Origin of the sequence: Escherichia sp. WS1265, assembly GCF_046487585.1 — a bacterium.
In the GTDB taxonomy this organism is placed as follows: domain Bacteria; phylum Pseudomonadota; class Gammaproteobacteria; order Enterobacterales; family Enterobacteriaceae; genus Escherichia; species Escherichia coli.
Window position 1 is genome coordinate 194,483 of record NZ_JBJQJE010000003.1, and the last position, 18,503, is coordinate 212,985.

Annotated in this window: 14 protein-coding genes and 1 pseudogene; 10 read left to right on the forward strand and 5 right to left on the reverse strand. The window is 51.2% G+C overall.

What is annotated here, in order from left to right:
- Nucleotides 1-112: 112 nt before the first annotated feature.
- A complete protein-coding gene (cysQ, locus tag ACJHX3_RS04865) occupies nt 113-853 on the forward strand; it encodes a 3'(2'),5'-bisphosphate nucleotidase CysQ (RefSeq protein WP_000886909.1) in 741 nt (246 codons plus the stop codon).
- Nucleotides 854-1,064: 211 nt separating this feature from the next.
- Nucleotides 1,065-1,977: pseudogene (gene ytfI, locus ACJHX3_RS04870) on the forward strand (protein YtfI).
- Nucleotides 1,978-2,066: 89 nt separating this feature from the next.
- On the opposite strand, the gene ACJHX3_RS04875 reads toward ytfI, so the two are convergent.
- Nucleotides 2,067-2,621 (reverse strand): YtfJ family protein, encoded by a 555-nt coding sequence (locus ACJHX3_RS04875; protein WP_000175287.1) that lies wholly within the window; start codon nt 2,619-2,621, stop codon nt 2,067-2,069.
- 325 nt (nt 2,622-2,946) lie between these two features.
- Here ACJHX3_RS04875 and ACJHX3_RS04880 point away from each other — a divergent pair, with 325 nt between their 5' ends.
- Entirely contained in the window at nt 2,947-3,153 is a 207-nt protein-coding gene (locus tag ACJHX3_RS04880; protein ID WP_000689228.1) for a DUF1107 domain-containing protein, read from the forward strand.
- A 61-nt stretch (nt 3,154-3,214) separates the two neighbouring features.
- Here ACJHX3_RS04880 and ACJHX3_RS04885 read toward each other — a convergent pair whose 3' ends face one another.
- Together ACJHX3_RS04885 and msrA are read right to left on the reverse strand one after the other, a co-directional pair.
- The gene (locus ACJHX3_RS04885; protein WP_000935042.1) at nt 3,215-4,558 is read right to left on the reverse strand and encodes a hemolysin family protein; all 1,344 of its coding nucleotides are present in this window, start codon (nt 4,556-4,558) and stop codon (nt 3,215-3,217) included.
- A 322-nt stretch (nt 4,559-4,880) separates the two neighbouring features.
- Complete coding sequence (msrA, locus tag ACJHX3_RS04890) at nt 4,881-5,519, reverse strand: peptide-methionine (S)-S-oxide reductase MsrA (protein ID WP_001295196.1); 639 nt, start codon at nt 5,517-5,519, stop codon at nt 4,881-4,883.
- Nucleotides 5,520-5,724: 205 nt separating this feature from the next.
- On the opposite strand from msrA, the gene tamA reads away from it, so the two are divergent.
- From tamA to ACJHX3_RS04905, 3 genes are read left to right on the forward strand one after another with little or no spacing between them, the layout of a single operon-like run.
- Nucleotides 5,725-7,458, forward strand: a complete 1,734-nt coding sequence (gene tamA / locus ACJHX3_RS04895; RefSeq protein WP_001269308.1) for an autotransporter assembly complex protein TamA — start codon at nt 5,725-5,727, stop codon at nt 7,456-7,458.
- A complete protein-coding gene (tamB, locus tag ACJHX3_RS04900) occupies nt 7,455-11,234 on the forward strand; it encodes an autotransporter assembly complex protein TamB (protein ID WP_000060950.1) in 3,780 nt (1,259 codons plus the stop codon). Before tamA ends, tamB begins: the two co-directional genes overlap by 4 nt.
- 2 nt (nt 11,235-11,236) lie before the next feature.
- Complete coding sequence (locus tag ACJHX3_RS04905) at nt 11,237-11,578, forward strand: gamma-glutamylcyclotransferase (protein WP_001219160.1); 342 nt, start codon at nt 11,237-11,239, stop codon at nt 11,576-11,578.
- A gap of 379 nt (nt 11,579-11,957) precedes the next feature.
- Here the strand turns inward: ACJHX3_RS04905 and ppa are convergent, their stop codons facing one another.
- Entirely contained in the window at nt 11,958-12,488 is a 531-nt protein-coding gene (gene ppa / locus ACJHX3_RS04910; protein ID WP_000055070.1) for an inorganic diphosphatase, read from the reverse strand.
- 309 nt (nt 12,489-12,797) lie between these two features.
- Here ppa and ytfQ point away from each other — a divergent pair, with 309 nt between their 5' ends.
- The 4 genes from ytfQ (at nt 12,798) to yjfF (ending at nt 17,414) form a co-directional block, all read left to right on the forward strand.
- The gene (gene ytfQ / locus ACJHX3_RS04915; RefSeq protein ID WP_000265933.1) at nt 12,798-13,754 is read left to right on the forward strand and encodes a galactofuranose ABC transporter substrate-binding protein YtfQ; all 957 of its coding nucleotides are present in this window, start codon (nt 12,798-12,800) and stop codon (nt 13,752-13,754) included.
- 139 nt (nt 13,755-13,893) lie between these two features.
- A complete protein-coding gene (ytfR, locus tag ACJHX3_RS04920; RefSeq protein WP_001472754.1) occupies nt 13,894-15,396 on the forward strand; it encodes a galactofuranose ABC transporter, ATP-binding protein YtfR in 1,503 nt (500 codons plus the stop codon).
- 13 nt (nt 15,397-15,409) lie between these two features.
- A complete protein-coding gene (ytfT, locus tag ACJHX3_RS04925; RefSeq protein ID WP_001472755.1) occupies nt 15,410-16,432 on the forward strand; it encodes a galactofuranose ABC transporter, ATP-binding protein YtfT in 1,023 nt (340 codons plus the stop codon).
- Entirely contained in the window at nt 16,419-17,414 is a 996-nt protein-coding gene (yjfF, locus tag ACJHX3_RS04930) for a galactofuranose ABC transporter, permease protein YjfF (protein WP_000596015.1), read from the forward strand. The genes ytfT and yjfF overlap by 14 nt, the downstream gene beginning before the upstream one ends.
- Nucleotides 17,415-17,446: 32 nt before the next feature.
- Here yjfF and fbp read toward each other — a convergent pair whose 3' ends face one another.
- Entirely contained in the window at nt 17,447-18,445 is a 999-nt protein-coding gene (gene fbp, locus ACJHX3_RS04935; RefSeq protein WP_000853753.1) for a class 1 fructose-bisphosphatase, read from the reverse strand.
- Between the last annotated feature and the right edge of the window lie 58 nt (nt 18,446-18,503).

Consider the following 18,503-nt stretch of genomic DNA (forward strand, 5'->3'; position numbering starts at 1 on the left):
CCACAATTTTACGCTTTGAAAATGATGACACTATCACAGTTGGCGCATTCATTAACGATAGGGTATAAGTAAAACAATAAGTTAACACCGCTCACAGAGACGAGGTGGAGAAATGTTAGATCAAGTATGCCAGCTTGCACGGAATGCAGGCGATGCCATTATGCAGGTCTACGACGGGACGAAACCGATGGACGTCGTCAGCAAAGCGGACAATTCTCCGGTAACGGCAGCGGATATTGCCGCACACACCGTTATCATGGACGGTTTACGTACGCTGACACCGGATATTCCGGTCCTTTCTGAAGAAGATCCTCCCGGTTGGGAAGTCCGTCAGCACTGGCAGCGTTACTGGCTGGTAGACCCGCTGGATGGTACTAAAGAGTTTATTAAACGTAATGGCGAATTCACCGTTAACATTGCGCTCATTGACCATGGCAAACCGATTTTAGGTGTGGTGTATGCGCCGGTAATGAACGTAATGTACAGCGCGGCAGAAGGCAAGGCCTGGAAAGAAGAGTGCGGTGTGCGCAAGCAGATTCAGGTCCGCGATGCGCGCCCGCCGCTGGTGGTTATCAGCCGTTCCCATGCAGATGCGGAGCTGAAAGAGTATCTGCAACAGCTTGGCGAACATCAGACCACGTCCATCGGCTCTTCGCTGAAATTCTGCCTGGTGGCGGAAGGACAGGCGCAGCTGTACCCGCGCTTCGGACCAACGAATATTTGGGACACCGCCGCTGGACATGCTGTGGCTGCAGCTGCCGGAGCGCACGTTCACGACTGGCAGGGTAAACCGCTGGATTACACTCCGCGCGAGTCGTTCCTGAATCCGGGGTTCAGAGTGTCTATTTACTAAATTCAGATGGCAGAAACAGTGTATTTCCTGATTCTGCCATCCTGATTTCTCCCAACCTAAAAAGTTATAAATAAAAAGAGATTGTATTTAAAGTGCAAAAATTCAATTGCTAATAAGTTACATTTTAATAATGAGCGTTTTTTGATAGTTTACTTCTATAATGAGATATTTAATGGCGACATAAAATAACCAAATAAAATAAGGTAGCCATATGTTACCCAGGATCAGACACAATAATTTTATTGGTGCGGTGGAGTTATTCGTAAAATCATCGCATACAAAAACACATTCAAACAATTTTTTTTAATAATATTCAGCATGCATTTAAGAAAAAAGATTGGGTTTCGAATTATGATAGCCTGTTAACTTTGTGGGAGTTTTTTCGTTGCGCAACTCAGATTGATAAAGATAGTTATCAAGTGCTTTCATCAAAAAATGAAACTGTTAAAGCCATGGATAAGTTTCTTATCAGTTTCAGCCTTAAAGATAACGGTGCCGAATATACAATGACATTGCGAGGCAGTGGATTTGAATACGAAGAAATTCCCATAACAATAAATGAGTATAACTCATTCATGGATTTCAAAAACCGCGAGTTTCCGTTAGAACAAAACAGAAGATTGTATGCCTGTGATATTTTGCAGAAAAAACAGTCTGACATACCAAAAAGGATTAAAGGTTATATTCGCCAGGCGTTTGGTGACGTATCTTTCGGTTATGCCTTATTGGAGGATATAGTAAGCAAATTAAAACGGGGTAAATTTGAACTCCAAATACCAGGCTGTGGAATTAAAGAATGCGATGGATGGTATATTTACGAAAAAATAATTGATGATAATTTTGCCATAGTCATAGAATCTTTGGGCTTTGCGCTTAAAATCTATGGAGGGGGTGAACGTTTTCGTAATGGTTCCTCTGTTGTTTTGGAGGATGAAGATTACTCTCTTATTTATAATTTTCTGGTTAATGCAGGTTGCCAACAAGTCGAATTAGCCGAACAAGTGGATGCGATAGTAAGTGCGAATCTGGCCGCAGATAGTAATATTACCAAAGAAAAGATTTGCGAGAAATATAAATCGACCATTGAGGCATTTAAAAAAGAGCAACTAGCGTTACCAGTATGAGTTCGGCGTAAGAACTAAGAGACTTAATTCCCCTATCCCATAGATAACGATAGGGGAAAATTATTTTTGCAGAATTTATGTTATTGCCATTATTTGAGCAACTTTTGCAGCAGGTCCATCACTTGCTGCACCTCTTCCTGTGTGAGCGCCCCGTCTTTGGCCCATTGCACGCGACCATCCTTATCCAGCACCACTACAGCGGAACTTTCTTCATCCAGCTGCCAGGCACCGCGCGCGACGCCATTGCTATCGACAATAAACTGCGACCAGGGATAAAGCTTTTTATTACTCTCCAGACTGCTGCGCACAAACATGCCGGAACCCGGAATCGCGTCGTCGGTGTTAACAATGGTGGTGGTCTGGTAACGATCGTGCGGTAACTTCGCTGATTTAATCGCTTCAATCAGCGTCGCGTTTTTCTCTTTTGCAGAGGTGCGACCAGCAATATGTTGCAGTACTCGCACTTTTCCCACTAACTGCGCGCTGTTCCAGGTTTTGTAGCTAAACTGATCTTTATCAAGCACCAACTCGCCCCGATCGGTAATGCCAATCGGCGGCACTCGCTGACCGGTTTCGAACTGATGTGCGGAAGCCATCATCGGCAACAGCAGGCAGGTGAGTGCCAGAATCTTGCGTAGGGTCATGGTGTTTCCTTCTTATGATATGCAGGTGATCCGACCACTTGGTGTCTGAGTTTTAATCATATGTGCTATTTATCGAATTTCCCGCAAGTGTGATGCCAGTTTGCGGTCAAGCGCACAAATCATATGAAAAATGAATGCTTATACTGAAGACCGCGCTTCGGTAAAAAGATAATTCTGAATAATTGTAACCTTTAGGTAAAAAAAGTTATACGCGGTGGAAACATTGCCCGGATAGTCTATAGTCACTAAGCATTAAAATTTGCGCCTCATAATAGTTGGGCCGATTGTGGCACCGCACAGGCGTAATACTCAGCAGGAGATAACAATGAAAATTTTCCAACGGTACAACCCACTTCAGGTGGCGAAGTACGTAAAGATCCTGTTCCGTGGACGGTTATACATCAAGGACGTTGGCGCTTTTGAATTTGATAAGGGTAAGATTCTTATCCCAAAAGTGAAGGATAAGCTGCATTTGTCAGTGATGTCCGAAGTTAACCGTCAGGTTATGCGTCTGCAAACAGAGATGGCTTAACCAAAGTGCTATGCAGTAATAAGACGGCTCCTGATTCAGGAGCCGTTGATGTTTCTGGGGGTTACGCGACGCTTTCTTCTTTATCTTTAGCGTCAGGCAGTTTTGGCGAAAGGGCGGTGGCCTTGCTGTCGATCCGGGTCACCAGCAGCTGGTCGATGCGGTAGTTATCGATATCCACCACTTCAAATTTGTAGCCGGCGAATTTCACCGAATCGGTGCGTTTCGGGATCTTACGCAGCATAAACATCATAAAGCCGCCGATGGTTTCGTAGTTGCCCGACTGCGGGAACTCGTCAATATCCAGCACGCGCATGACGTCGTCAATTGGGGTGCCGCCGTCAATCAGCCATGAGTTCTCATCACGGGCGACAATCTGCTCTTCCAGCCCCTGACCGACCAGATCGCCCATCAGCGTGGTCATCACGTCGTTGAGGGTGATGATCCCCACCACCAGCGCGTACTCGTTCATGATCACCGCGAAGTCTTCACCTGCGGTTTTAAAACTTTCCAACGCCTCTGAAAGGGTTAACGTATCCGGTACAATCAGCGTGTTGCGAATTTGTACGCCGCTGTTCAGTGCCAGGCTTTGGTTAGCCAGCACGCGGTTCAGCAGGTCTTTAGAATCGACATAACCGATGATGTGGTCAATATCTTCATTACAGACGAGGAACTTAGAGTGCGGATGTTCCGCCACCTTATTCTTCAGGCTTTGCTCATCTTCGTGGAGATCAAACCAAATCACGTTTTCACGCGGTGTCATTGAAGACGGAACGGTACGGGATTCCAGCTCAAAGACGTTTTCAATCAGCTCGTGTTCCTGTTTACGTAACACGCCCGCCAGCGCACCGGCTTCCACTACCGCGTAGATGTCATCAGAAGTGATGTCATCTTTACGTACCATTGGCAGTTTGAAAATACGGAAGATCATGTTCGCCAGGCCGTTGAAGAACCACACCAGCGGGGTGCATACGTACAGGCAGAAGCGCATCGGGTTGATGATACGCAAAGCTACCGCTTCTGGCGCAATCATACCGATGCGTTTCGGGGTTAAATCCGCAAACAGGATAAACATGCCAGTCACTAACGAGAAAGAGAGAATAAAGCTCAGTTGCTCAGAGAGCTCTGCCGACATATAGCGGGAGAACAGGCTGTGAAAAGCTGGAGAAAATGCCGCATCACCGACGATACCGCCGAGAATCGCCACTGCGTTCAGACCGATTTGGACCACGGTAAAGAACATGCCGGGATTTTCCTGCATATTCAGAACGCGTTGGGCATTTATATTGCCTTCATCAGCCAGCAGTTTAAGTTTGATTTTGCGTGAGGCGGCAAGCGAGATCTCGGACATCGAGAAGAACGCACTTACAGCGATCAAGCAGAGTATGACTAAAATACTGTTTAACATATCTTATCCGACCTTTCAGGCCAGATCCTCGGAAGGGGAAGTTGATTAATTTGTGTGAAATACACATTGAAAGCCGATTCGAAGAAAGTGAACCGGCATTTTCAGTGGCTAGTATAGCGTAAGGTACTGTAAAGTCGCCAGAGGGTTAAAATTCAGACTGCTGATAAATGCAATACTGCCTGATGCGCTATGCCGATCAGGCCTACGCAGTCCTTGCAATATATTGAATTTGGACGATTTTGTAGGCCTGGTAAGGCGTTTACGCCGCATCCGGCATAAACAAAGCGCACTTTATCAACAATCTACATTTGTACCCGTAACGCTATGCTTCCGGTGGCAGACAGACGCCAATTCCGCCAATTCCACAGTAACCATACGGGTTTTTATGCAGATATTGCTGGTGGTCATCTTCGGCATAATAAAACGGTGTGGCGTTAGCGATTTCCGTGGTGATGTGACGATCGTCATCGGCGGCAAGCATCGCCGCCTGAAAACGTTCCAGACTGGCGCGAGCTGCGGCATCCTGTTCTGGGGTCAGCGGATAAATCGCTGAACGATACTGCGTGCCGTGGTCATTGCCCTGACGCATTCCCTGGGCGGGATCGTGATTCTCCCAAAATACCTGTAGCAACTGCTCATAGCTGATGACGGAAGGATCGTAAACAATGCGTACCGCTTCGGCATGACCCGTATCACCGGAGCACACTTCCCGATAAGTCGGATTTGGCGTATAGCCTCCGGTATAGCCTGCGGCGGTGCTGTAAACGCCGGGTAACTGCCAGAACAGACGCTCCACACCCCAGAAACAACCCATCGCAAAAATGGCAATCTCCATTCCGTCAGGTACATTGGTCATTGAGTGACCGTTGACCGCATGCAGCGTGGCTACGGGCATCGGGGTGTTACGTCCAGGCAGGGCATCGGCGGGGGAAACCAGATGCTTTTTATCAAATAAACTCATGGTGTCGCTCTCCCGAAAATCGGTCATTGGGGTTAAGGTTGTAACAAGAGGCGTATTTGCACACAATAACCACCGTGAATAGGTCTAAAGTAAAACATAAGAAATATTTGGGGTTTAGTCTGCTTTTTAATCCATATTACTGGATTTTTGTTAAGCCGTTTAACGGCGTTCCAGGGGCAGGAAAAAAGGATATTCAGGAGAAAATGTGCGCTATATCCGACAGTTATGCTGTGTAAGCTTACTCTGCTTAAGCGGATCTGCCGTCGCCGCGAACGTCCGTCTACAGGTCGAGGGGTTATCGGGACAGCTGGAAAAGAACGTTCGTGCGCAGCTTTCTACGATTGAAAGTGATGAAGTGACGCCAGACCGTCGCTTTCGCGCACGCGTCGATGATGCCATCCGCGAAGGTCTGAAAGCGCTGGGTTATTACCAGCCGACCATTGAATTTGATCTCCGTCCACCGCCAAAGAAAGGGCGGCAGGTATTGATCGCCAAAGTCACGCCAGGCGTGCCGGTGTTAATTGGCGGCACCGATGTGGTATTGCGCGGCGGCGCGCGGACCGATAAAGACTATTTGAAATTGCTCGATACTCGCCCGGCTATTGGCACGGTGCTGAACCAGGGCGATTATGAAAATTTCAAAAAGTCCTTAACCAGCATTGCGTTGCGTAAAGGTTATTTCGATAGCGAATTTACCAAAGCGCAGCTGGGCATTGCGCTCGGCCTGCATAAAGCCTTCTGGGATATTGATTATAACAGTGGCGAACGTTACCGCTTTGGGCATGTGACCTTTGAAGGATCACAAATCCGCGATGAATACCTGCAAAATCTGGTGCCGTTTAAAGAGGGCGATGAGTACGAATCGAAAGATCTGGCGGAACTGAACCGCCGACTTTCTGCTACCGGCTGGTTTAACTCGGTGGTGGTGGCTCCACAATTTGATAAAGCGCGCGAAACGAAAGTATTACCATTGACGGGCGTGGTTTCGCCGCGAACAGAAAACACCATCGAAACCGGGGGCGGTTACTCTACGGACGTGGGACCGCGCGTGAAAGCGACGTGGAAAAAGCCGTGGATGAACTCTTATGGTCACAGTCTGACCACCAGTACCAGTATTTCCGCGCCGGAACAGACCCTCGACTTCAGCTATAAAATGCCGCTGCTGAAGAATCCACTGGAACAATATTATTTGGTGCAGGGCGGTTTTAAGCGCACTGACCTGAACGATACCGAATCTGACTCCACTACGCTGGTGGCTTCTCGCTACTGGGATCTCTCCAGCGGCTGGCAGCGTGCCATTAACCTGCGCTGGAGCCTCGACCACTTTACCCAGGGTGAAATTACCAACACCACGATGCTGTTTTATCCTGGTGTGATGATTAGCCGCACGCGTTCTCGTGGTGGCCTGATGCCAACCTGGGGCGACTCGCAACGCTACTCTATCGACTACTCCAACACGGCCTGGGGTTCAGATGTCGATTTCTCCGTTTTCCAGGCGCAGAACGTCTGGATCCGCACACTGTACGATCGCCATCGTTTCGTTACACGCGGCACGCTGGGCTGGATTGAAACCGGTGATTTCGACAAAGTACCGCCGGATCTGCGTTTCTTCGCCGGGGGCGATCGCAGTATTCGCGGCTACAAATACAAATCTATCGCCCCGAAATACGCCAACGGTGACCTGAAAGGGGCCTCGAAGTTGATAACCGGATCGCTGGAATACCAGTACAACGTGACCGGAAAATGGTGGGGCGCGGTGTTTGTCGATAGTGGCGAAGCGGTAAGCGATATTCGCCGCAGCGACTTTAAAACCGGTACCGGGGTCGGCGTGCGCTGGGAATCGCCGGTCGGGCCAATCAAACTCGATTTTGCCGTACCGGTCGCGGATAAAGACGAACACGGGTTACAGTTTTACATCGGTCTGGGGCCAGAATTATGAGTTTATGGAAAAAAATCAGCCTCGGCGTGGTTATCGTTATCTTACTGTTGCTGGGATCGGTGGCGTTTCTGGTGGGCACCACCAGCGGCCTGCATCTTGTATTTAAAGCGGCGGATCGCTGGGTGCCAGGACTGGATATTGGCAAGGTCACCGGCGGCTGGCGCGATCTCACCTTGTCTGACGTTCGTTATGAGCAGCCAGGCGTGGCGGTAAAAGCGGGTAATCTGCATCTGGCGGTCGGTCTTGAGTGCCTGTGGAACAGTAGCGTTTGTATTAATGACCTGGCGCTGAAAGACATTCAGGTCAACATCGACAGTAAAAAAATGCCTCCTTCTGAACAGGTTGAAGAAGAGGAAGATAGCGGTCCGCTGGATCTCTCCACGCCGTATCCCATCACCCTGACACGGGTGGCGCTGGACAACGTCAACATCAAGATTGATGACACCACGGTGTCGGTGATGGACTTCACCTCCGGCCTGAACTGGCAGGAGAAAACCCTGACCCTGAAACCGACGTCGCTGAAAGGCCTGCTGATTGCTCTGCCGAAAGTGGCGGAAGTGGCGCAGGAAGAAGTGGTCGAACCGAAAATTGAAAATCCGCAGCCGGAGGAAAAGCCGCTCGGCGAAACGCTGAAAGATCTCTTTTCTCGCCCGGTATTGCCGGAAATGACCGACGTGCATTTGCCGCTTAACCTGAACATTGAAGAGTTTAAGGGCGAGCAGCTGCGCGTGACGGGCGACACGGACATCACCGTGCGCACCATGCTGCTGAAAGTGAGCAGCATTGACGGCAATACTAAACTGGACGCCCTGGATATCGATACCAACCAGGGGATCGTCAACGCCAGCGGCACGGCGCAGCTGTCAGACAACTGGCCGGTGGATATCACCCTCAACAGCACACTGAACGTGGAGCCGTTGAAAGGTGAAAAGGTGAAGCTGAAAGTGGGCGGCGCGCTGCGCGAACAGCTGGAGATAGGCGTTAACCTTTCCGGTCCGGTGGATATGGATTTACGCGCCCAGACGCGACTGGCGGAAGCCGGATTGCCACTCAACGTGGAAGTGAACAGCAAACAGCTTTACTGGCCGTTCACTGGTGAGAAGCAGTATCAGGCGGATGATCTGAAACTGAAACTTACCGGCAAAATGACCGATTACACGCTCTCAATGCGTACGGCAGTGAAGGGACAGGAGATCCCGCCAGCCACCATTACCCTTGATGCCAAAGGTAATGAACAGCAGGTCAATCTCGACAAACTCACCGTCGCGGCGCTGGAAGGGAAAACTGAACTCAAGGCGTTGCTCGACTGGCAGCAGGCCATTAGTTGGCGCGGTGAGCTAACGCTTAATGGCATTAACACCGCCAAAGAGTTCCCGGAGTGGCCGTCGAAACTCAATGGCTTGATTAAAACCCGCGGTAGCCTGTACGGCGGCACCTGGCAGATGGAGGTGCCAGAACTGAAGCTGACCGGTAACGTCAAACAGAACAAAGTGAACGTTGACGGCACGCTGAAAGGCAACAGTTATATGCAGTGGATGATCCCAGGGCTGCATCTGGAACTGGGGCCAAACAGTGCCGAAGTGAAAGGCGAGCTGGGGGTAAAAGATCTCAATCTTGATGCCACCATCAACGCGCCGGGTCTGGATAACGCGCTGCCGGGGCTTGGCGGTACAGCGAAAGGGCTGGTGAAAGTACGCGGCACGGTGGAAGCGCCACAACTACTGGCAGATATCACCGCGCGCGGCCTGCGCTGGCAGGAACTTTCCGTGGCGCAGGTTCGCGTGGAAGGCGATATCAAATCCACCGATCAGATTGCGGGTAAACTCGACGTACGCGTTGAGCAAATTTCGCAGCCGGATGTCAATATCAACCTCGTCACCCTGAATGCCAAAGGCAGCGAAAAGCAGCACGAGCTACAGTTGCGGATTCAGGGCGAGCCTGTCTCCGGGCAGCTTAATCTGGCAGGAAGTTTTGATCGCAAAGAAGAACGCTGGAAGGGAACTCTTAGCAATACCCGCTTCCAGACGCCGGTCGGCCCGTGGTCGCTGACCCGCGATATTGCGCTGGATTACCGCAATAAGGAGCAAAAAATCAGCATCGGGCCACACTGCTGGCTTAACCCGAATGCGGAACTGTGCGTGCCGCAAACTATCGATGCGGGGGCCGAAGGGCGTGCGGTGGTGAATCTCAACCGCTTCGACCTCGCCATGCTGAAACCGTTTATGCCAGAAACCACTCAGGCCAGCGGTATCTTCACGGGTAAAGCGGATGTTGCCTGGGACACCACGAAAGAGGGGCTGCCGCAGGGCAGTATCACCCTTTCGGGGCGTAACGTGCAGGTAACGCAAACCGTCAACGATGCGGCGCTGCCCGTGGCGTTTCAGACACTGAATCTGACGGCGGAATTGCGTAACAACCGTGCCGAATTGGGCTGGACCATCCGCCTGACCAATAACGGCCAGTTTGATGGACAGGTGCAGGTGACCGATCCGCAAGGCCGCCGTAATCTTGGTGGCAACGTCAATATCCGTAACTTCAACCTTGCGATGATAAACCCCATCTTTACCCGTGGGGAAAAAGCAGCGGGGATGGTGAGTGCCAACTTGCGTCTGGGTGGTGATGTGCAAAGCCCGCAGTTGTTTGGTCAGCTTCAGGTTACGGGTGTGGATATCGACGGCAACTTTATGCCGTTTGATATGCAACCGAGCCAGCTTGCGGTCAACTTTAATGGTATGCGCTCGACGCTTGCCGGTACAGTACGGACCCAGCAGGGTGAAATCTACCTGAACGGTGATGCCGACTGGAGCCAAATTGAAAACTGGCGGGCGCGGGTAACGGCGAAAGGCAGTAAAGTGCGGATCACCGTGCCGCCGATGGTACGAATGGATGTATCGCCAGATGTTGTCTTCGAGGCTACACCAAACCTGTTTACCCTCGATGGTCGCGTGGATGTCCCGTGGGCGCGCATCGTGGTGCACGATCTGCCGGAAAGCGCAGTAGGCGTCTCCAGCGATGTGGTGATGCTTAACGATAACCTGCAACCGGAAGAGCCGAAAACGGCGTCGATTCCGATTAACAGTAACCTGATTGTCCACGTTGGCAACAATGTGCGCATTGACGCCTTTGGCCTGAAAGCGCGGCTGACGGGCGATCTTAACGTCGTTCAGGACAAACAAGGGCTGGGCCTGAACGGGCAGATCAACATCCCTGAAGGGCGCTTCCATGCCTATGGTCAGGATCTGATTGTGCGTAAAGGTGAGTTACTGTTCTCTGGTCCGCCGGATCAACCGTATCTTAATATTGAAGCTATTCGTAACCCGGATGCTACAGAAGACGACGTAATCGCCGGAGTTCGCGTCACTGGTCTGGCGGACGAACCGAAAGCGGAGATCTTCTCTGACCCGGCGATGTCGCAACAAGCTGCATTGTCTTATTTGCTACGTGGACAAGGGCTGGAGAGCGATCAGAGCGACAGTGCGGCAATGACCTCGATGCTGATTGGTCTGGGGGTTGCGCAAAGTGGCCAGATTGTGGGTAAAATCGGCGAGACGTTTGGCGTAAGCAATTTAGCGCTCGACACCCAGGGAGTAGGCGACTCCTCCCAGGTAGTGGTCAGCGGCTATGTATTGCCAGGTCTGCAAGTGAAATACGGCGTGGGTATATTTGACTCTATAGCAACACTCACGTTACGTTATCGCCTGATGCCTAAGCTATATCTGGAAGCCGTGTCTGGTGTAGACCAGGCACTGGATTTGCTCTATCAGTTCGAGTTTTAGCAATGCGAATATTTGTCTACGGCAGTTTACGCCACAAACAAGGCAACAGTCACTGGATGACCAATGCCCAGTTACTGGGCGATTTCAGTATCGATAACTACCAGTTGTATAGCCTGGGCCACTATCCAGGCGCAGTTCCGGGGAACGGAACAGTACACGGTGAAGTTTATCGTATTGACAACGCCACGCTGGCCGAACTTGATGCCTTGCGCACCAGGGGCGGTGAATACGCGCGCCAGTTGATTCAGACGCCGTACGGGAGTGCATGGATGTACGTTTATCAACGACCCGTCGATGGATTAAAGCTAATTGAAAGCGGCGACTGGTTAGACAGGGATAAGTAATAATAAAAGCACGCCACCTTCGGGTGGCGTTGTTTTATGCGATGTATCTCGCGATTTTTTTTTGTAACTTTTCCATCTTTTGCTTTTCTCTCCGAGCCGCTTTCCATATCTGCAATCGCATACAAAACTCTGCTGGCGTTCACAAATGTGCAGGGGTAAAACGGGGGCACGCTTTGAACGGTGAGTATGAGTGAGGTCGGCTAACTTCCAGCAAGTGGCTATGAACAGCAAAATGGTGGTCGGGTTTGCTTGTTCTTACCGTTCAAGCCTTGCAACCGCTGAGAATAATGATGGTGGAATAGAGAGTTTATTTATCGCGGGCATAAAAAAACCCTTACTAACCGAAGCCCGGCGTTCAGGGTTATTGCGCTAGAAGAACTTATTTATTCTTTGCGCGCTCGAAGGAAGCAACGATTTCAGCTTTAGCGGCTTCTGCGTTTTCCCAACCTTCAACTTTCACCCACTTGCCTTTTTCGAGGTCTTTGTAGTGCTCGAAGAAGTGAGCGATTTGCGCTTTCAGCAGTTCAGGCAGATCGTTTACGTCTTTAATGTGATCGTATTCTTTGCTCAGCTTGCTGTGCGGAACCGCAATCAGTTTCGCATCTTCACCGGCTTCGTCGGTCATTTTCAGAACGCCAACCGGACGGCAACGGATCACAGAACCAGGCTGCAGCGGGTACGGAGTCGGGACCAGTACGTCAACCGGGTCACCGTCCAGAGACAGGGTGTGGTTGATGTAACCGTAGTTGCACGGATAGAACATCGCGGTGGACATGAAGCGGTCAACGAACAGTGCGCCGCTCTCTTTGTCGATTTCGTATTTGATCGGATCTGCGTTAGCCGGGATCTCAATAACAACGTAGATGTCTTCCGGCAGATCTTTACCCGCAGGGACGTTGAGTAAGCTCATGTCTGTTTCCTTTAAAAATATGTGGCAAACAAGTGCCGAGTATTATAGCCAACTCGCGCCGAATGTCTTCGCTTGTTTTCGTCTTCATTTTCCTTTTTCGCCAATTTTAAGACGGTATACAGAGCAGGAAAATCCATAACCGTAGCCGCATTTTTCATAGTGAGATGAAAGCGATTACAAACTTGTGATTAACGTTTTATTTACTTCTTTGAAGTGTGATGTAACGCAATCCGTTACATAACGAATTGTCTATAGTTTTTTCGCGAACATCTTTTCACCAATAATAATTACCCCGACGAGGACAACCCTATGTGGAAACGCTTACTTGTAGTCTCTGCAGTCTCGGCAGCCATGTCGTCTATGGCGTTGGCCGCTCCATTAACCGTAGGATTTTCGCAGGTCGGATCGGAATCTGGCTGGCGCGCCGCAGAAACCAATGTGGCGAAAAGTGAGGCCGAAAAACGCGGAATTACGCTGAAAATTGCCGATGGTCAGCAAAAGCAGGAAAACCAGATTAAAGCGGTACGTTCCTTCGTCGCGCAAGGGGTGGATGCGATCTTTATCGCTCCGGTGGTTGCGACGGGTTGGGAACCGGTATTAAAAGAGGCGAAAGATGCCGAAATCCCGGTCTTCTTGCTCGATCGTTCTATTGATGTGAAAGACAAATCTCTCTATATGACCACCGTCACTGCCGACAACATTCTCGAAGGCAAGTTGATTGGTGACTGGCTGGTAAAAGAAGTGAATGGCAAACCATGCAACGTGGTGGAGCTGCAGGGCACTGTTGGGGCCAGCGTCGCCATTGACCGTAAGAAAGGCTTTGCCGAAGCCATTAAGAATGCGCCAAATATCAAAATTATCCGCTCGCAGTCAGGTGACTTCACCCGCAGTAAAGGCAAAGAAGTCATGGAGAGCTTTATCAAAGCGGAAAACAACGGCAAAAACATCTGCATGGTTTACGCCCATAACGACGACATGGTGATTGGTGCAATTCAGGCAATTAAAGAAGCGGGCCTGAAACCAGGCAAAGATATTCTGACAGGTTCTATCGACGGCGTACCGGATATCTACAAAGCGATGATTGATGGCGAAGCGAACGCCAGTGTTGAACTGACGCCGAATATGGCAGGTCCCGCCTTCGACGCGCTGGAGAAATACAAAAAAGACGGCACCATGCCTGAAAAGCTGACGCTGACCAAATCCACCCTTTATCTGCCTGATACCGCAAAAGAAGAGTTAGAGAAGAAGAAAAATATGGGGTATTGAGGGTTGCTATGCCTGATGCCGATTCGTAGGCCGGATAAGGCGCTCGCGCCGCATCCGGCGGTGGTGCGCTGAAGCCTGATGCGACGCTTACCGCGTCTTATCATGCCTACTGGGAGCACGCTTTACACCGGGGGAAACCATGACGACTAACCAACACCAGGAGATCCTCCGCACCGAAGGATTAAGTAAATTTTTCCCCGGCGTCAAAGCGTTAGACAACGTTGATTTCAGCCTGCGCCGCGGCGAAATCATGGCGCTGCTCGGTGAAAACGGGGCAGGAAAATCAACGCTAATCAAAGCATTAACTGGTGTATACCACGCCGATCGCGGCACCATCTGGCTGGAAGGCCAGGCTATCTCACCGAAAAATACCGCCCATGCACAACAACTCGGTATCGGCACCGTCTATCAGGAAGTAAACCTGCTACCCAATATGTCGGTCGCTGATAATCTATTTATAGGCCGCGAACCCAAATGCTTCGGCCTTCTACGCCGCAAAGAGATGGAAAAGCGCGCCACCGAACTGATGGCATCTTACGGTTTCTCCCTCGACGTGCGCGAACCGCTCAACCGCTTTTCAGTCGCGATGCAGCAAATCGTCGCTATTTGCCGGGCTATCGATCTCTCTGCCAAAGTGCTGATCCTCGATGAACCCACCGCCAGTCTCGACACCCAGGAAGTGGAGTTACTGTTTGACCTGATGCGTCAGTTGCGCGATCGCGGCGTCAGCCTGATTTTTGTCACTCACTTTCTCGATCAGGTCTATCAGGTCAGCGATCGGATCACCGTCTTACGCAACGGCAGTTTCGTAGGCTGTCGGGAAACGTGCGAGCTACCGCAGATCGAACTGGTAAAAATGATGCTGGGGCGCGAGCTGGATACCCACGCGCTACAGCGTGCCGGGCGAACATTGTTGAGCGACAAACCCGTTGCCGCGTTCAAAAATTACGGCAAAAAAGGAACGATCGCACCGTTTGATCTCGAAGTACGCCCCGGCGAGATCGTCGGTCTGGCTGGATTGCTGGGATCAGGACGTACCGAAACCGCCGAAGTGATCTTCGGTATCAAACCTGCTGACAGCGGCACGGCGTTGATCAAAGGCAAACCGCAAAACCTGCGATCGCCACATCAGGCTTCGGTACTGGGCATTGGCTTCTGCCCGGAAGACAGGAAAACCGATGGCATCATCGCTGCCGCCTCGGTGCGGGAAAATATCATCCTCGCTCTCCAGGCCCAGCGCGGCTGGCTACGTCCCATTTCCCGCAAAGAACAGCAAGAGATTGCCGAACGCTTTATCCGCCAGCTTGGCATTCGCACACCTTCAACTGAACAACCGATTGAATTTCTCTCTGGCGGCAATCAGCAAAAAGTGTTGCTTTCACGTTGGCTACTGACCCGACCGCAATTTCTGATCCTTGATGAGCCAACTCGCGGCATTGATGTTGGTGCCCACGCCGAGATCATCCGCCTGATTGAAACGCTATGCGCCGATGGTCTGGCGCTGCTGGTGATCTCCTCCGAACTGGAAGAACTGGTGGGCTATGCCGACCGGGTGATCATCATGCGCGATCGCAAACAGGTGGCGGAGATCCCGCTGGCAGAGCTTTCCGTTCCGGCGATCATGAACGCCATTGCGGCGTAAGGAGAACAGTGTGATGCCTCAATCTCTCCCGGACACTACGCCGCCGAAAAGGCGCTTTCGCTGGCCAACGGGAATGCCGCAGCTGGCGGCACTGTTGCTGGTGCTGCTGGTCGATAGCCTGGTGGCCCCGCATTTCTGGCAGGTGGTGCTCCAGGATGGGCGTTTATTCGGTAGCCCCATAGACATTCTTAACCGTGCGGCCCCCGTTGCGCTGTTGGCTATCGGAATGACGCTGGTGATCGCAACAGGTGGGATTGATCTCTCCGTGGGGGCGGTGATGGCTATCGCCGGAGCCACAACGGCTGCGATGACGGTCGCGGGATTCAGCCTGCCGATTGTTTTGTTAAGCGCCCTGGGCACTGGCATCCTGGCGGGATTGTGGAACGGCATACTGGTAGCGATCCTCAAAATTCAGCCGTTTGTTGCCACCCTGATCCTGATGGTCGCCGGGCGCGGCGTGGCGCAACTGATCACCTCCGGACAGATCGTCACGTTTAACTCGCCGGATCTCTCATGGTTTGGCAGTGGATCGCTGTTGTTCCTGCCAACGCCGGTCATTATCGCGGTGCTGACGCTTATCCTGTTCTGGCTGTTGACCCGCAAAACGGCGCTGGGGATGTTTATCGAAGCCGTTGGTATCAACATTCGGGCGGCAAAAAATGCCGGGGTAAACACGCGGATCATCGTCATGCTTACCTACGTGTTGAGCGGGCTGTGTGCGGCGATTGCGGGCATTATCATAGCGGCGGATATTCGCGGTGCCGATGCCAATAACGCCGGGTTATGGCTGGAGCTGGACGCCATTCTCGCGGTGGTTATTGGCGGCGGATCGCTGATGGGCGGACGTTTTAACCTACTGCTTTCGGTGGTGGGGGCGCTGATTATTCAGGGGATGAACACCGGAATTTTGCTTTCGGGCTTTCCGCCAGAGATGAACCAGGTTGTAAAAGCGGTGGTGGTTCTTTGCGTGCTGATTGTCCAGTCGCAACGCTTTATCAGTCTGATTAAAGGAGTACGTAGCCGTGATAAAACGTAATTTGCCACTGATGATCACCATCGGCGTCTTTGTGTTGGGTTATCTTTACTGCCTGACCCAGTTTCCCGGTTTTGCTTCCACAAGAGTGATCTGCAATATCCTGACCGATAACGCCTTTCTTGGGATCATTGCCGTTGGCATGACCTTTGTGATCCTCTCCGGTGGGATCGATCTCTCCGTCGGTTCGGTGATCGCCTTTACTGGCGTGTTTCTGGCAAAAGTGATTGGCGATTTCGGCCTCTCGCCGCTACTGGCGTTTCCGCTAGTGCTGGTGATGGGCTGTGCCTTCGGCGCATTTATGGGGCTTTTGATCGACGCCCTGAAGATCCCGGCATTTATCATTACCCTGGCGGGGATGTTCTTTTTGCGCGGTGTCAGCTATCTCGTTTCGGAAGAGTCGATTCCGATAAACCATCCCATTTATGACACGCTCTCAAGCCTTGCGTGGAAAATCCCTGGCGGCGGTCGCTTAAGTGCGATGGGACTGCTGATGTTGGCGGTGGTGGTTATCGGTATTTTCCTCGCGCATCGTACCCGTTTTGGTAATCAGGTATACGCCATTGGCGGCAACGCAACGTCGGCGAACCTGATGGGGATTTCCACTCGCAGCACCACTATTCGCATTTATATGCTCTCCACCGGACTGGCAACGCTGGCGGGGATTGTCTTCTCGATTTATACCCAGGCCGGATATGCGCTGGCGGGCGTAGGTGTGGAACTGGATGCTATCGCCTCAGTGGTAATTGGCGGTACGCTTCTGAGCGGTGGCGTTGGAACGGTATTAGGGACGCTTTTTGGCGTGGCGATTCAGGGACTGATTCAGACTTACATAAACTTTGATGGCACGCTGAGCTCATGGTGGACGAAAATCGCCATCGGTATTTTGTTGTTTATTTTTATAGCATTACAGCGTGGATTAACGGTGCTGTGGGAGAATCGTCAGAGTTCGCCAGTGACAAGAGTCAACATTGCGCAGCGATAAAAACGCCTCTCCGTGTGGAGAGGCGCAGGAGATTACGCGTCCGGGAACTCACGGATAAAGCGTTCGACATCTTCAACCATATGGTCGTTGCCGACAAAGAACGAACGGCGCTGGTGCAGAGTTTCCGGGATGATATCCAGAATACGCTCTTTGCCATCGCTCGCTTTACCGCCCGCTTGTTCCGCCAGGAATGCCATCGGGTTGCACTCATAAAGCAAACGCAGTTTGCCGTCCGGGTGGCTGGCGGTGCTTGGGTAGAGATAAATACCGCCTTTCAGCAGGTTACGGTGGAAATCCGCGACCAGTGAACCGATATAACGTGAGGTATACGGGCGGTTGGTGGATTTATCTTCTTCCTGGCAGAATTTAATGTACTTCTTCACCCCGTTCGGAAACTTAATGTAGTTTCCTTCGTTGATGGAGTAGGTTTTGCCTTTCTCCGGGAAGCGCATCCGTTCCTGGCACAGGCAGAAAACGCCGAGCGAAGGATCGTAAGTAAAGGCGTGAACACCGCATCCGGTGGTGTAAACCAGCATGGTAGAGGAGCCGTATACCACGTAACCTGCCGCAACCTGTTTGTTACCAGGCTGGAGGAAATCTTCTTCCGTTACCGGCGTGCCGACGGGCGTAACGCGGCGGTAGATGGAGAAAATGGTACCGACAGAGACGTTAACATCGATGTTGGACGAGCCATCCAGTGGGTCCATCAGCACCACGTATTTTGCATGTTCACAGCCTTCAAAGACGACAATCTCATCTTCTTCTTCAGAGGCAATGCCCGCAACGATATCGCGTGCTTTCAGTGCGGCTTTCAGTTTTTCATTAGCGAACAAGTCGAGTTTTTGCTGAACCTCGCCCTGCACGTTCTCAGCACCGCTGGCACCCAGGATATCAACCAGTCCTGCTTTGTTGATATCGCGATGGATAATCTTGGCGCCCAGTTTTATTGCCGACAGCAAAGCAGTGAGCTCACCGGTAGCATGAGAAAACTCGTGCTGCTTTTCGACAATAAATTCACCTAACGTTTTCATAAAACTTTCCCTGCAATGTTTATGGAGTAAAGCGACCGTAACAATCTTAACAAATAAT